The sequence below is a fragment of the Arthrobacter sp. U41 genome (assembly GCF_007679325.1).
Taxonomy (GTDB): Bacteria; Actinomycetota; Actinomycetes; order Actinomycetales; family Micrococcaceae; genus Arthrobacter.
In genome coordinates, this window is the sequence record NZ_VEGI01000001.1 from 1,238,908 (window position 1) to 1,252,044 (window position 13,137).

Here is a 13,137-nt window from a genome sequence, read left to right on the forward strand (position 1 = left end):
GGTGAGCATTCCAACGCCCTATGAAGACCTGCTGCGCGATGTCCTGGAACACGGCACGCACAAATCGGACCGTACCGGGACGGGCACCCTGAGTGTGTTCGGCCGCCAGATGCGCTTCGATTTGAGCAAGAGTTTCCCCCTGATCACCACCAAACGCGTGCACTTCAAGTCCGTGGCCGTCGAACTGCTGTGGTTCCTCCGCGGGGACACCAACGTGAAGTGGATGCAGGACCAGGGCGTCACCATCTGGAACGAATGGGCCGACGCCGACGGCGAACTCGGCCCGGTCTACGGCGTCCAGTGGCGCTCCTGGCCGACCCCCGACGGCGGCCACATCGACCAGATCGCCGAACTCATCGAGAACCTCAAGACCAACCCGGATTCCCGCCGGCACATCGTCTCGGCCTGGAACGTCGCCGAGCTCAAGGACATGGCCCTGCCGCCCTGCCACGCCTTCTTCCAGTTCTACGTGGCCGACGGCAAGCTCTCCTGCCAGCTTTACCAGCGCTCCGCCGACACCTTCCTGGGCGTGCCGTTCAACATCGCCTCCTATGCCCTGCTGACCTGCATGATTGCCCAGCAGACCGGCCTGGAACCCGGAGAATTCGTCTGGACCGGCGGCGACGTCCACATTTACGACAACCACATGGACCAGGTCCTCAAACAGCTCACGCGCACGCCCTACGAGTACCCGCAGCTCAAGATCACCCGCAAGCCGGACTCCATCTTCGACTACACCCTCGATGACTTCGAGGTGGTCGGATACCAGCACCACCCGACGATTAAGGCCCCGATAGCCGTATGAGCAACGACAAACTGCAGGGCGGACAGCCCGCCCACTTTTCCGACGCGCTGGCCTCCCTCACCGGGCTCGGCGTCGTCTGGGCCCAGACCAGCACCGGTGTCATCGGCAAGGACGGCGGCATGCCGTGGCGCCTGCCCGAGGACATGCAGCACTTCACCCGGCTCACCACCGGACACCCGGTGATCATGGGCCGCAAGACGTGGGAGTCCTTCCCCGACAAGTACCGGCCGCTGCCCGGGCGGACGAACATTGTCATCACCCGCCAGGAAGACTGGGGCGGGACCCCCGCGGCGGAAGGCGCCATCGCGGTCAAGTCTCTGGACGACGCGCTCCTGGAGTCCCAGTTCGCGCCGGGAAACGACATGGTCTGGATCATCGGCGGCGGCAACATCTACGCCCAGTCCATGGACCTGGCCAACGTGGCCGTCATCACCACGATCGACACCACAACCGAAGGCGACACCTTCGCCCCGGAGCTGGGCTACGACTGGACCATGGGCGCAAGCCTGCCGGCCGACGGGTGGCAGAGCGCCGAGAACGGCACCCGCTACCGCATCAACGTGTGGCGCCGGACGGAAGGCTAAGGAAATGCTGCAGAAACCCGAAACCCTCTTTGTCCTTGGCTACATGCTGCTCCCGCTGCTGGCCCTGCTGTCCGCGATCGTGGGGCTGACCATGATCCTGGGCGGCAACAAGATCGTCGGGGCAATTGTGCTTGTGGTGATCACCCAGGCCTTCGCCTTCGGAGCATTCTTCGCGCTCCGGAAGCGCAAGCATGCGCTGCTCACGGAGCGCCCCGGCGAGTGAACCCGGCGCAGTCCGGTTGATGGGGAGATCACCCCATCGCCGGGCGCCGCCGTTCCGGCTACATTGGTGCCGGTTAGATACGCACAGCGGAATGCACCAGGTCTTGATGCCAGCCCGTTAGGCTGATGCACGTCAAAGGGGGATGCCAGGATGGCAGGAAATTTGTGGGGCGCCGACGTCGCCCAGTTGCGGACACTCGCGCAACAGTTCGGCAAAACGTCCGAGACGCTACTGCAGCAGTCCACCACCCTGACGTCAGCCATCAATGGCAACACGGCGTGGAAAGGTGCCGACGGCGCCCGGTTCAAGTCTGACTGGAACGGCAACCACCGCGCCCTGATCCAGAAGACGGCGCTGGCGCTCAAGGAAGAGTCCAAGCGGCTGATGACCCACGCCGAGCAGCAGGAGAAGGCCAGCAACGCGGCGGCGGGGTCCGGCGGCGGCCCGCTCGGTCCTATCGGGTCCGGGGCGGGCGCTCTGGGGGTAGCAGGCGGAGTCCTCACCGGCAGCGCCGCATTCCTCAAGAAGTTCATGGGGATCCAGAGAAACGTCAAGGCCCCTCTCACGCTGGCCAAGCATATTGGCCAGTACGGCTGGGTGCTCAAGAACCACCGCGCGGAAATGGCCCGAGAACTTTTCACTAAAGGCCGCCATCGCTTAGGCGGGCCGGCCTTCGAGACCCGCAACCTCTGGCAGACCACTGCCGGAAATAAGGCCTTGGAAGGACTGCTCCGGGAATCTTCCAAGGGCAGCCGCACGCTCAACGCCATCGACAAGGCCTCTGACGTCGCTTCCTTGAAGAACCTCAACAGCTTCATCAAGCCATTGGACAAGCTGGGAGGCCTCATTGCCGAGAAGCCCTGGCTGGGTGCAGGGACCAAATACGAGTGGCTTGGCAAGTCGGGCATTGCTCGCGGCCTCGGCTGGGCCGGCGTCGGTTTCAACACCTTCGATTCGGTCAAGAGCTTTGCGGATGGCGATATCAAGGGCGGAGCCATGAGTGGCGGCAAAGCCCTACTCGGCGTCGGCTGCTTCCTGCCGCCCCCGGCCGGAACCGTCTGCCAGGTCGCCAGCGTGGGGATCGCCGTCTACGAAAACTGGGACACCATCACAAGCGTCGGTAAGAACGTCGGGGAGGGCATCGTCAACGCCGTTAAGGATCCGGGCAAATTCGTCAGCGATGCCGCGGATACTGTGACAGATGCAGGCAAGTCCGTGGCCAATTTCTTCGGCTTCGGGGACTAGGAGAACAACATGACTGTCCAGGATGAGATCCACCAGGAGCCGCGGCTCGGGGTCGACGTGATCGGCTTCGGCGTGGGCGAGTTCGCCTACCTCCTCAACGTCTTGGAGGGCCCCGCCCGGGATCGCTCCGTGAGTGTCTTCAGGGCGGAGGAGCTCGTCGACGATGTCACATTAAACACGGCAGGCGCCTCTTCCCTCCTGGCACGGGACCTCGCCGTGGTCGACGACGACGGCGACCTTGGCGTCAAGGGCGTTGCCGCCGCCGTAGCCACTGCCCTGGGCCTGTCGACTCGCTGGACCGAAATGTCCCTGCTGACCGAGGACAGTATGGACAACGTGGTGCTGCTCGAGGCTCCGGAGGTGTCCCTGATGCTGCAGCCCCGGGCCCTCGGCACCTGGTTCGCCTTCGCCCAGGATCCCACGATCAGCTCCGCGGAGGCCACGCTGCGGGTCATTCGCCAGCACGTGGATGAGCACCCAGGCGGCACGGCCTATCTCGTCTTCAGGACCCTCGACGACGAGAAGCACCTCCTCGTCCGCCACGACGGGAAATCCTGGGCCACCGGTGTGCCGGACTTCGCCACCGACGAGGTGACGGAGACCGGTCCGCTGGATAATGCGGGTCTGCTGAGCGCCATCGAGGAGTCCCGTGGCGCGGCGTAGCAGGGACGTCCCGCAGGAGCCCGGTTACGTACCGCCCCCGCCCCCGGAGGCGCCGATGAAGCACCGCCTGGCCGAGAACGGCGAAATCGTCAGCTATACGGATGAAGAGTACGGGGTTAGGAAAGACGACGGCCTCGGCATCATCAAACCCGTGAACTCTTCGGGTGGCCTGCTGTTCCTCTCCCTCCTGATGTCTGCCCTGTTCGGGCTGATGCTCTACGGAATCGTTCAGATGGCCGTGACCGACCAGTGGGGAATCCTGGGCGAGATCTGGTGGATGTACCTGCTGGTCCTTTATCCGCTGTTCGCTGGCTGGTCCGGATACTTCAGGGAACGAAAAGCCGAGAAATTGCGCGGTGCCCGCAACCTGCCACGGCCGGTTGAGTAGCCCCGGAAAGGGCGCATCGTCGCCCGCCCCGTCGGCACCGCAGGCGGTTTCCGGTGATAGTTGAGTCGTCAAGGCGCCGCTCCGCGCTGACCCGTCCGTGGTATTTCGGCACGGGGATGGACAGCACGATCCATGCCTACACCCGGGATGAATGGGGCATCGGGGGCTCGCAGCCCTACGGGAACTACTCGGTCCACACAGTCACCGGGCTCGTCACCGTGACGGCCCTGATGACCATCCCTGCGCTCCTGGCCCCCGTGATGCTGGTCGTCGCAGTCGTCAGGCTGGAGCTTGGCATTGCCTTGCTGTTCCTTGCCTGCACGGCGCTTTTCACCGGCGGATGGCTGCTGGGGCTGCGCGCACTCAGAAAAGAGTCCACGGCCGGCAAACTGCGGCGCCTGAAGGGCCTGCCCAAGCCGCGCTTCGCTGTTACCGACGATCAGGCGCGTTGGTGGTTCGAGGAGCACCCCGCCGAAATTCCCGTTACCCGCGAGAACTTCCCGGACAGCAGCCGCCCTTTTCCCGGCGAGTAGTAGCCGATGGTACCGACCGCATCCGCTCGATCCGGAGCGGGGCATCCCGGATCCCAGTCCGCGCCAGTTGAACTGAGAGGTGACGTAACCGGCTGCGCCCCGGAGCCGTGAAAGTCTAAACTGGGCGAATGACTACAGCAGCTACTCCGTCCGTTGGACTTGTCGGTTGGCGTGGCATGGTCGGTTCCGTCCTGATGCAGCGCATGCAGGATGAGGGCGACTTCGCCACCATCAACCCGGTCTTTTTCTCCACCTCCAACGCCGGAGGTGCCGCCCCCTCCTTCGCTGGCGCTGCCGGCGGCGATGCCGGCAAGCTTGAGGACGCGTTCGACGTCGAGACCCTCGCCAAACTGCCGATCATCGTGACGGCGCAGGGCGGGGACTACACCAAACAGGTCCACGGCGAGCTGCGCAGCCGCGGCTGGGAGGGCCTCTGGATTGATGCCGCCTCCACGCTGCGGATGAACGACGATTCGATCATCGTGCTGGACCCGATCAACCGCGACGTCATCGACAAGGGACTGGCCAACGGCACCAAGGATTTCATCGGCGGCAACTGCACCGTCTCCTGCATGCTCATGGGTCTGGGCGGGCTGTTCAAGAACGGCCTCGTCGAGTGGGGCACGTCCATGACCTACCAGGCCGCCTCCGGCGGCGGCGCCCGGCACATGCGCGAACTGCTGAACCAGTTCGGCACGCTCAACGCCCAGGTCAGCTCGGAACTGGACGACCCGGCGTCGGCCATCCTGGACATTGACCGGAAGGTCCTGGCCCACCAGCGCACCGACGTCGACGCCTCGCAGTTCGGCGTCCCGCTGGCCGGATCGCTCATTCCGTGGATTGATGCGGACCTCGGCAACGGCCAGTCCAAGGAGGAATGGAAAGCCGGGGTGGAGACCAACAAGATCCTCGGCACTTCCGGCGACGAGCACATCATCATGGACGGCTTGTGCATCCGGATCGGCGCCATGCGCTCGCACTCCCAGGCACTCACGCTCAAGCTCCGCGAAGACCTCTCCGTTGCTGAGATCGAGAAGCTCCTGGACGCGGACAACGAATGGGCCAGGGTGGTGCCCAACACCAAGGAAGCGTCCATGGCAGACCTCACCCCCGTATCCGCTTCCGGGACCCTCGACATTCCGGTGGGCCGCATCCGCAAGCTGGAGATGGGGCCGCAGTACATCAGCGCCTTCACCGTGGGCGACCAGCTGTTGTGGGGTGCGGCCGAACCGCTGCGCCGTATGCTCAACATCGCCACCGGCAACCTTTAGGGACGCCCCCGCCCCCCGGTCAGGTGCCGAGGAATCTCCGGTACTTCGCGGCCTGCAGCTCAAAGGATCTTTGGGCGGCAGGCCGCAGTCCGTTGATCTCATCGAAGGGTTCAGGCACCACCGAAGCGGCTTTTCCGGTGCGGGACACCTCCCAGGTGCCGACGACCTGGCCGCCGGCGACAATCGTCTTCCGGAACACGCCGTTGCCGCCCGGCACGATTCTGTCGGCATGCTCCGGCGGCAGCACGAGCGACCGGTCCGTATAGCCGAGCAGGAACTCGTCGAATCCGGGCAGCGCCAGCACCAGGCGCCCCGCGGGGACGCCTTCATCGAGGAGGGCGGCCGTTTCCGGGGAGAGCCAGTAGGTTGTCCCCTCGAAGGTCAACTCCACCAGCTGGTTCTTCACCCGGGCCAGGGCCGTGCGGACCTCTTTCAGGGGAATGCCGGACCACCAGGAAAAGTCACGTTCCGTGGCTGGCCCGTGGCTGCGGAGATAGCGCAGCAGCCACTCCGCGATACCCTCCGCCCGGTCCAGGGACCGCGACCCGGTGATCCAGTCGTCGAAGGCCACCACTAATTGCTGGTTCCCAACCAGCGGCCCCTGCACCAGCCAACCGCGCTGGCACAGGACCCCCAACAGGTGTATGCCGCGCTGGCCCGCCGAGCTCTGCCCGGCCCGCTCAAAGGCCTGGAACAGCTCCGCCCGGCTGGCGGCCGCCCCGCCGGAGACCAGCTGCAACGCGCTATCCGCCGCGACGCCGACGTCCGCGGCATCAATCCCGAGCTCCCGGTGGCGCCCGGCCATACTCCGGATCAGCCGGTCGGACGTGATCGCCAGCATCCACTTCAGGTCCTCCGGTGCCAGCAGGTGCAGCGTGCCGCGCATCGGCCAGGACCGGACGATCTCGCCCCGGTCCAGGGCGCTCCGGATATCCGTAACCCGGGATCCCGGCACCCGCTGGCCGACGGCCCAGAGGGCCGCCTGCAGGTCCTGGGCCTGCATGGCCGTCATCCAGCGCACCGCTGCCGCGACACTGCGGAACCCGGACCCCGCCAGTCCCTGCGAAGCCAGCCGCAGCCGGCCCAGGATCCCCCGGCTGAGCCGGACACGCGCCGTTGCTCTCATGCACCCATGCTAGGACTCCTGACGGCCGGTTCCCAGCAGCCTTCCAGCCGGACTGCCTACCCTTGACGGATGACCATGAGTGAGATGTGGCCGCTGCTGCGGCCCCTGAGCAGGAGCCTCGCCCTGCTGGGCTGGGCTTCCAGCGCAGCCGGCATGACGGCCGGTCTCGCCATTGCCATCGCCAGCGGAACACGCCTCTCCCCCATGATGAGCACCCTGCAACTGGTGGCCATGGCGTCCACGGCGGTGGCGGTGGCCAGCTTCGTCACGGCAGCATCCGTCCAGTCGCGCCCGCGTGCGCTGGACGAGGTTGCACCGGAGGACCTGGATTCCGACGGCCTGCCGGACACGGTGCAGAGTCTCCTGCTGGGCTCCGTGGCCCTGCTCGCCGGCGCGGTGGTCTTCGCGGTCGCAGGCTTTCTGCTCCGCAGCGGGCCCAGCACACAGTCCGTCGCCTTCTGCCAGGTCTTCTTCCTTGGCTCGGCCGCCTCCGGCTTCACGTTCCTGCTCTTCAGCAAAGTCGCCCCGCGCCGCAGCAGGAACTGACCGGGTCCCTCGGCCTACAGCTCCACGCCGATGAGCAGCGGTTCCGGATGAAGTTCAATCCCAAAGCGTTCGACGACGCCGCGGCGCACCTCGCGCGCGATCGCCAGCAGGTCCGCCGCGCTGGCCGATCCCCGGTTGGTGATGGCGAGAGTGTGTTTGGTGGACAGTGACGCCCGGCCGCCGGAGACGCTGTCCGGCTCCAGCCCGAACCCTTTGGCGTAGCCGGCCTGGTCGATCAGCCAGGCCGCCGAGAGCTTGGTCAGCCCGTCGGCGCCGCCCGGGTACCGGGGCGCATCTTCCGGCAGCGCTGCGGCGACCTCTGCCGGCACGATGGGGTTGGTGAAGAAGGAACCGGTGGAGTAGGTGTCCCGGTCAGCCGCGTCCCACACCATGCCTTTTGATCCCCGGAGCCGCAGCACTTCGCGCCGGACATCGTTCGAGTAGGCGCGTTGGCCTGCCTCGACGCCCAGGGCGCGGGCGAGTTCGGCGTAACGGACGGGGGCACTCATGCGGCCCAGCGGCAGCTGGAACTCGACTGTGAGGACGACGTAGCGCGGGGAGCCGTTGACCGTGGTCTGTTTGAGGACCGAGTCGCGGTAGCCGAACTTCAGCTCAGAGTTCGTGAAGGTCTGCACGGCGTTGCGGTGCCGGTCCCAGGTCCGCACGGCGGCGATCGTCTGCGAGACGTCCGAGCCGTACGCACCGACGTTCTGGACTGGAGTGGCGCCCGTGGCGCCGGGGATGCCGGAGAGCGCCTCGATGCCGGACCAGGCGTGCCGCACGGCGTCCTCCACCAGGGCATCCCAGTTGTGGCCGGCCTGGACCACAACGGCGACGCCGCCGCAGGAATCCTTCGCGCTGACGGTGAACCCCTCGGAGGCGATCTTCAGGACGGTGCCGGGGAACCCGTCGTCGGACACCAGCAGGTTGGAGCCGCCGCCGATGATCAGCAGCGGCTCGCCGGCGGTGTCCGCTGACCGGACGGCCTCGATGATTTCGGCCTCGGTGCGGGCCTCGATAAAACGTCCGGCGGGGCCGCCGACGGCGGCCGTGGTCAGGGCGGAAAGCAGAGTCTGGGTCACCTGACCAGCCTAGCGGGGTTCCGGCGGCCTTCCCTAAGCCCGGCTTTTCCGCTAGCCGGCCTTCCGGGCCACTGGGGAGAGCAGGAAGCTGACCACCAGCATCACCATGACGGCCAGCAGGGAGTGCAGGATGCCGACGTGCTCCGCCAGCAGGCCCAGCAGGGGCGGGCCGCAGAGGAAAGCGCCGTAGCCGATGGTGGACACCACGGAAACCCGGGCGGCTGCCTTCACGGGGTCGTCGGCCGCGGCGGACATGCCCACCGGGAAGCCCAGGGAGGCGCCGAGTCCCCACACCGCGAGAGCGACGTAGGCCACCCAGGGCTCCGGCGCGAAGACGAACAGGCCCAGCCCCAGCACGGCCAGGGCGGCGCACCAGCGCATCACCGGGACCCGGCCGAAGCGGTCGAGGACCACGGTGCCCGTGAACCGGCCGATCGTCATGAAGGTGACGAAGAGCCCGTACCCGGCGGCTCCCGCGGCGTCGGACTGGCCGTGGCCGTCGGCGAGCGCGAGCGCCACCCAGTCCCCCGCTGCGCCTTCGGCGAGGGCGAGTCCCAGCACGAGGACGCCCAGCAGGAGGGTCCGCCGGTCCCGCCAGGCCTGGGCGATCTGGCGTTTGTTGTCCAGCGGTTCATCGGGCTGTCCCGTGGCCGGGCGGATGACCGGGATCGGCCCGGTGGAGGGGTCCTCGAAGGTATCGAGTTCGGCCGGCTTGAACGTCTGCCTGCCGTCCACCGGCGTGACGTCGGCACGGAACCACGACGCGGCCGTCGCGACGGAGCCCGCGACGAGCAACCCCACGGCACCGAGGTGCCAGAAAACGGGGACGCCGGCGCCGGCCGCCCAGGCGCCCGCCGCGGCGCCGGCGACGGTACCGAGGCTGAAGGCGCCATGCAGCCGCGGCATGATGTGCCGGCCCACGGCGCGCTCCACGGCGGCACCCTCGACGTTGGAGGCGGTGTTCCAGCTGGCGGTGCCGAGTCCGATCACGGCCAGCCCTGCGGCGACGGCGAGCGGGTTGACCAGGACGGAGGTGCCCAGGCCGGCGAGGATCAGTCCGGCGCCCACCATGATGCTGCCGATCCGTATGGTTTGCTTCGAGCCGAACCGCAGCACGATCAGCCCGGATGCGGAGACTGAGATGAAGGATCCCAGGGTCATGCACAGCAGCAGCAGCCCGACGCTTCCGGGGGTGAGGTCCAGCCCGTCGCGGATGGCGGGCAGGCGGGACACCCAGCTGGCGAACGCGATGCCGCTGACGGCGTAGGCGGTCACCACCGCGTTACGCCAGTGCGCGACCTCCGCGGACTGGCCGGTGCGTACGGTCACAGCAGCGCCATACGGTCAGGCCAGCCTGACGACGGCCTGGGCCTTCATCAGCACCTTCTGCCCCGCCGCGAGGACCGTCAGGTCAACGCGGGCGGTGCCTGCCCCGGCGTCGAGCGCCCCGATGGCGCCGGAGATCTCGATGACGGCGCCGGCGTCCGGCGTCCCCGTGGTGTCGGCCACCGGAACGGGCTTGGTGAAGCGGGTCTGGAAATCGACGACGGCGGCGGGGTCGCCTGCCCAGTCGGTAACAAGCTGGACGGCGGAGCCCATGGTGAACATACCGTGGGCGATCACGCCGGGCAGTCCCACGCTGGTGGCGAAGGCCTCGTTCCAGTGGATGGGGTTGAAGTCTCCGGAGGCGCCGGCGTATTTGACGAGGTCCGTGCGGGTGACGTCGACGCTGCGGCTACCGATGTCCTGGCCGACGGTGAGCTCTGAAAATGTGGGTGTCATGGCTACTGTCCCTCTCCGCGGACCAGGATGGACGAGGTGGTGGTGGCGACGGCTTCACGCGAATTGTCGCCTGCGTCGGCTGCGTCTGCACCTGCGGCAAGTGCGAAGATCTCCGAGCGGGTGGTGATCATGGCACCCCCGCCCATCGCGCGGACACCGTCGACATGAAGTTCCGCGACCAGCCGGTCCCCGGCCAGGATCGGACGGTGGTGGACGAAGCGCTGGTCCGCGTGGACCACCCGGGAGAAGTCGATGCCGGCGTCCGGGTCCTCGATCAGCTGGGCGTCCGCCCGCTGGGCGACGATAATCGCGAAGGTCGGCGGCGCCACGAGGTCGCGGTGCCCCAGCGCCGCGGCGGCCGCCACGTCGAAGTGGGCGGGGTGCGTGGCCTTCACCGCGCGGGCGAACTCGCGGATCTTCTCGCGGCCGACGTCGTACACCTCTGCGGCAGGGTAGCTGCGGCCCTGCAGATCCGGATTGATAGTCATGGAACCAGCCTATCGCCACGCCGCAGGGCCTCCCGCGCCGATGACAGGGGGTGAGCGGTTGGATGACATGCGGTATGATGAAAACATCATTTCATCAATTCATGACCGCCGCGGGTCGCGGCGATGAGAAAGCACAGGCCGCAATGATCTCACCAGCGCAGACCCCCTTGTACGAAATCAAGGCCAACCTGTTCAAGGCCCTCGCGCACCCGGCGCGGATCCGGGTCCTTGAGCTGCTCTCTGCCGCGCCGGGCTACTCGGCACCCGTCAGCTACCTGCTCTCCGAGACGGGACTGGAAGCGTCGCATCTCTCCCAGCACCTCGCCACGCTGCGCCGCCACGGGGTGGTGACCTCGTCCCGGTCCGCCAACGCCGTGACCTACCGGCTGGCGCATCCGAAGATCGCCGAACTGCTGGCCATCGCCCGGACCTTCCTTCTCGACAGCCTGGCCGATTCCAACGAACAGCTCAAACTCGCGCAGGGACTGCCCAGCGAGCATCTCAAGGGCGCCGATTCGTGAGTGCCACCCCCGGGCATTTCCGCCGCTTCCTTCCCTCCCGCCGCGACTACGACGGGCTGCGTTCCTCCTGGAAAACGGACCTGCTGGCGGGCATCACCGTGGGGATTGTGGCCCTGCCGCTGGCGCTGGCCTTCGGCGTGAGCTCCGGGGTCGGCGCCGAAGCCGGACTCATCACCGCCGTCGTGGCCGGCCTGGTGGCAGCGGTCATGGGCGGCTCGCACGTCCAGGTCTCCGGGCCCACCGGTGCCATGGTGGTGGTGCTGGCCCCCGTAGTCGCGGTCCACGGCGCCGGCAGCATCGCCCTGGTCTCCCTCCTGGCCGGCCTGCTGGTGGTCATCCTGGGCATCAGCGGATTGGGCCGGGCGGTGGCTTTCATTCCGTGGCCCGTCGTGGAAGGCTTCACGCTCGGTATCGCCGCGATCATCTTCCTCCAGCAGGTCCCGATGGCCACCGGCACCGCGGGGATCCCGGGGCACAACACCCTGCTGGCCGCCGTCGAGAGCGCATCCCAGGCCACCTTGCCCACGGTCCTGCTGACCCTCGGCGTCGTCGCGGGTGTCGCGGCGGTGATGCTGCTGCTTCCAAAGTTGAACAAAGCCCTGCCCGCCAGCCTGATCGCCGTGGTCCTGGCCACCGCGGCCGCCGAGGCGCTCCAGCTGGACATTCCCCGGATCGGGGCCCTGCCGCAGTCCCTGTCCGCACCGTCGATGCCCGCCCTGGATCCGGCAGCCCTGGGCGGGTTGCTGATGCCCGCGGTGTCCATCGCCATGCTGGCGGCCATCGAGTCCCTGCTGTCCGCACGGGTGGCCGCCGGCCTGGTGGGCCCTGACGGGAGGCCCTCCGGGGCCTACAGCCCGGACCGGGAACTTACGGGACAGGGCCTCGCCTCGGTCGCGGCGGGGTTCTTCGGCGGCATGCCGGCCACGGGTGCCATCGCCCGGACCGCCGTCAACGTCCGGTCCGGGGCACGCACCCGGCTCTCCGCCATTGTGCACGCACTGGTTCTGCTGGCCATCATCTACTTTGCGGCCGGCCTGGTCGGGAAGATCCCGCTGGCGGTCCTCGCCGGGATCCTGATGGTCACGGCAAGCCGGATGGTTTCCAGGCACACGGTGACGGCCATCTTGCGCTCCACCCGCGCCGACGCCTTTGTATTCGTCCTCACAGCCCTCATCACCGTGGCCTTCGACCTGATCGTGGCCATCGAGATCGGCCTGGTCGCAGCGGCCCTCTTCACGTTGCGGAAGTTCGCCTCGCTCAGCGGGGTGAAACGCGAGGACATCCCCGGAACACCTGAACCGGGGGACGAACACATCGCGATCTTCCGGCTGGACGGGGCCATGTTCTTCGGCGCCGCGGAACGCGTCCTGCAGGAAATCAGCCAGGTCAAGGACATCCAGGTGGCCATCATCCGGCTGTCACAGGTGCGGATGCTCGATGCGACCGGGGCCCACACGCTGGTGGAGGTCATTTCGGCCTTGGAGCTGCGCGGTGTGACGGTTCTCCTCAAGGGCGTCCAGCCACAACACCTCGAGCTAGTGACCAACGTCGGCGTGATCCGGTCGCTGCGGCACCACAAACACCTCTTCACGTCCCTGCCCTCGGCCGTGGAACATGCCCGCAGCCACGTCCGCCGGAACGCCGCTGCTAACGCTTGAGGGTTTTGCGGATCGTCTGGCCCCGGACCACAATCCCGGCGATGTGGAGGATCAGGCCGGCTCCGATCACGGCGAGGGAGGCAACGGCGAGGTCCTGGTTACCCGTGCTGTTCCCCACCAGGTTGAGGACGATCCCGATCCCGAGCATTCCCATGGCGCTGAAAACCAGCACCTTGTAGGCGGTTGAGGCGGAGTCCCAGAATTCTTTCAGCACCGTGCCAT

Annotated in this window: 17 protein-coding genes; 11 read left to right on the top strand and 6 right to left on the bottom strand. The window is 67.4% G+C overall.

The window, feature by feature from the left end:
• Nucleotide 1: 1 nt before the first annotated feature.
• The 8 genes from FS787_RS05675 (at nucleotide 2) to asd (ending at nucleotide 5,712) form a co-directional block, all read left to right on the top strand.
• Nucleotides 2–805 (top strand): thymidylate synthase, encoded by an 804-nt coding sequence (locus FS787_RS05675; RefSeq protein ID WP_144671250.1) that lies wholly within the window; start codon nucleotides 2–4, stop codon nucleotides 803–805.
• Nucleotides 802–1,389, top strand: coding sequence for a dihydrofolate reductase (locus FS787_RS05680; RefSeq protein WP_144671251.1), 588 nt, complete (start codon nucleotides 802–804; stop codon nucleotides 1,387–1,389). Before FS787_RS05675 ends, FS787_RS05680 begins: the two co-directional genes overlap by 4 nt.
• A gap of 4 nt (nucleotides 1,390–1,393) precedes the next feature.
• A complete protein-coding gene (locus FS787_RS05685) occupies nucleotides 1,394–1,612 on the top strand; it encodes an NF038396 family protein (protein ID WP_144671252.1) in 219 nt (72 codons plus the stop codon).
• Nucleotides 1,613–1,762: 150 nt separating this feature from the next.
• On the top strand, nucleotides 1,763–2,857 hold the full coding sequence (locus FS787_RS05690) for a WXG100 family type VII secretion target (protein ID WP_144671253.1): 1,095 nt from the start codon (nucleotides 1,763–1,765) through the stop codon (nucleotides 2,855–2,857).
• A 9-nt stretch (nucleotides 2,858–2,866) separates the two neighbouring features.
• Nucleotides 2,867–3,520 carry a hypothetical protein gene (locus FS787_RS05695; protein WP_144671254.1) on the top strand — a complete coding sequence of 218 codons (654 nt, stop codon included), beginning with the start codon at nucleotides 2,867–2,869 and terminating at the stop codon, nucleotides 3,518–3,520.
• A 55-nt stretch (nucleotides 3,521–3,575) separates the two neighbouring features.
• Nucleotides 3,576–3,908 (top strand): hypothetical protein, encoded by a 333-nt coding sequence (locus FS787_RS05700; RefSeq protein ID WP_144671255.1) that lies wholly within the window; start codon nucleotides 3,576–3,578, stop codon nucleotides 3,906–3,908.
• 116 nt (nucleotides 3,909–4,024) lie between these two features.
• A complete protein-coding gene (locus tag FS787_RS05705; RefSeq protein WP_144671256.1) occupies nucleotides 4,025–4,441 on the top strand; it encodes a hypothetical protein in 417 nt (138 codons plus the stop codon).
• A 128-nt stretch (nucleotides 4,442–4,569) separates the two neighbouring features.
• The gene (gene asd, locus FS787_RS05710; RefSeq protein WP_144671257.1) at nucleotides 4,570–5,712 is read left to right on the top strand and encodes an aspartate-semialdehyde dehydrogenase; all 1,143 of its coding nucleotides are present in this window, start codon (nucleotides 4,570–4,572) and stop codon (nucleotides 5,710–5,712) included.
• 19 nt (nucleotides 5,713–5,731) lie between these two features.
• On the opposite strand, the gene FS787_RS05715 is transcribed toward asd, so the two are convergent.
• Entirely contained in the window at nucleotides 5,732–6,838 is a 1,107-nt protein-coding gene (locus FS787_RS05715) for a winged helix DNA-binding domain-containing protein (RefSeq protein WP_144671258.1), read from the bottom strand.
• Between the two features lie 69 nt (nucleotides 6,839–6,907).
• Between FS787_RS05715 and FS787_RS05720 the strand changes: the two genes are divergently transcribed.
• Nucleotides 6,908–7,384, top strand: a complete 477-nt coding sequence (locus FS787_RS05720; RefSeq protein ID WP_260982412.1) for a hypothetical protein — start codon at nucleotides 6,908–6,910, stop codon at nucleotides 7,382–7,384.
• 14 nt (nucleotides 7,385–7,398) lie between these two features.
• On the opposite strand, the gene FS787_RS05725 is transcribed toward FS787_RS05720, so the two are convergent.
• The 4 genes from FS787_RS05725 to FS787_RS05740 are packed head-to-tail and all read right to left on the bottom strand — an operon-like array spanning nucleotide 7,399 to nucleotide 10,736.
• Nucleotides 7,399–8,466, bottom strand: coding sequence for a UDP-N-acetylmuramate dehydrogenase (locus FS787_RS05725; RefSeq protein ID WP_144671259.1), 1,068 nt, complete (start codon nucleotides 8,464–8,466; stop codon nucleotides 7,399–7,401).
• A 51-nt stretch (nucleotides 8,467–8,517) separates the two neighbouring features.
• On the bottom strand, nucleotides 8,518–9,795 hold the full coding sequence (locus FS787_RS05730) for a sugar MFS transporter (RefSeq protein WP_144671260.1): 1,278 nt from the start codon (nucleotides 9,793–9,795) through the stop codon (nucleotides 8,518–8,520).
• Nucleotides 9,796–9,810: 15 nt separating this feature from the next.
• Nucleotides 9,811–10,248 carry a MaoC family dehydratase gene (locus FS787_RS05735; RefSeq protein WP_144671261.1) on the bottom strand — a complete coding sequence of 146 codons (438 nt, stop codon included), beginning with the start codon at nucleotides 10,246–10,248 and terminating at the stop codon, nucleotides 9,811–9,813.
• A gap of 2 nt (nucleotides 10,249–10,250) precedes the next feature.
• Entirely contained in the window at nucleotides 10,251–10,736 is a 486-nt protein-coding gene (locus FS787_RS05740; protein ID WP_144671262.1) for a MaoC family dehydratase N-terminal domain-containing protein, read from the bottom strand.
• Nucleotides 10,737–10,879: 143 nt separating this feature from the next.
• On the opposite strand from FS787_RS05740, the gene FS787_RS05745 reads away from it, so the two are divergent.
• Together FS787_RS05745 and FS787_RS05750 are read left to right on the top strand one after the other, a co-directional pair.
• Entirely contained in the window at nucleotides 10,880–11,257 is a 378-nt protein-coding gene (locus tag FS787_RS05745; protein ID WP_144672002.1) for a helix-turn-helix transcriptional regulator, read from the top strand.
• Nucleotides 11,254–12,915, top strand: a complete 1,662-nt coding sequence (locus FS787_RS05750) for a SulP family inorganic anion transporter (protein ID WP_144671263.1) — start codon at nucleotides 11,254–11,256, stop codon at nucleotides 12,913–12,915. Before FS787_RS05745 ends, FS787_RS05750 begins: the two co-directional genes overlap by 4 nt.
• Here FS787_RS05750 and FS787_RS05755 read toward each other — a convergent pair.
• The gene (locus FS787_RS05755) at nucleotides 12,905–13,129 is read right to left on the bottom strand and encodes a DUF3188 domain-containing protein (RefSeq protein ID WP_144671264.1); all 225 of its coding nucleotides are present in this window, start codon (nucleotides 13,127–13,129) and stop codon (nucleotides 12,905–12,907) included. The two genes, FS787_RS05750 and FS787_RS05755, sit on opposite strands and share 11 nt — an antisense overlap.
• Between the last annotated feature and the right edge of the window lie 8 nt (nucleotides 13,130–13,137).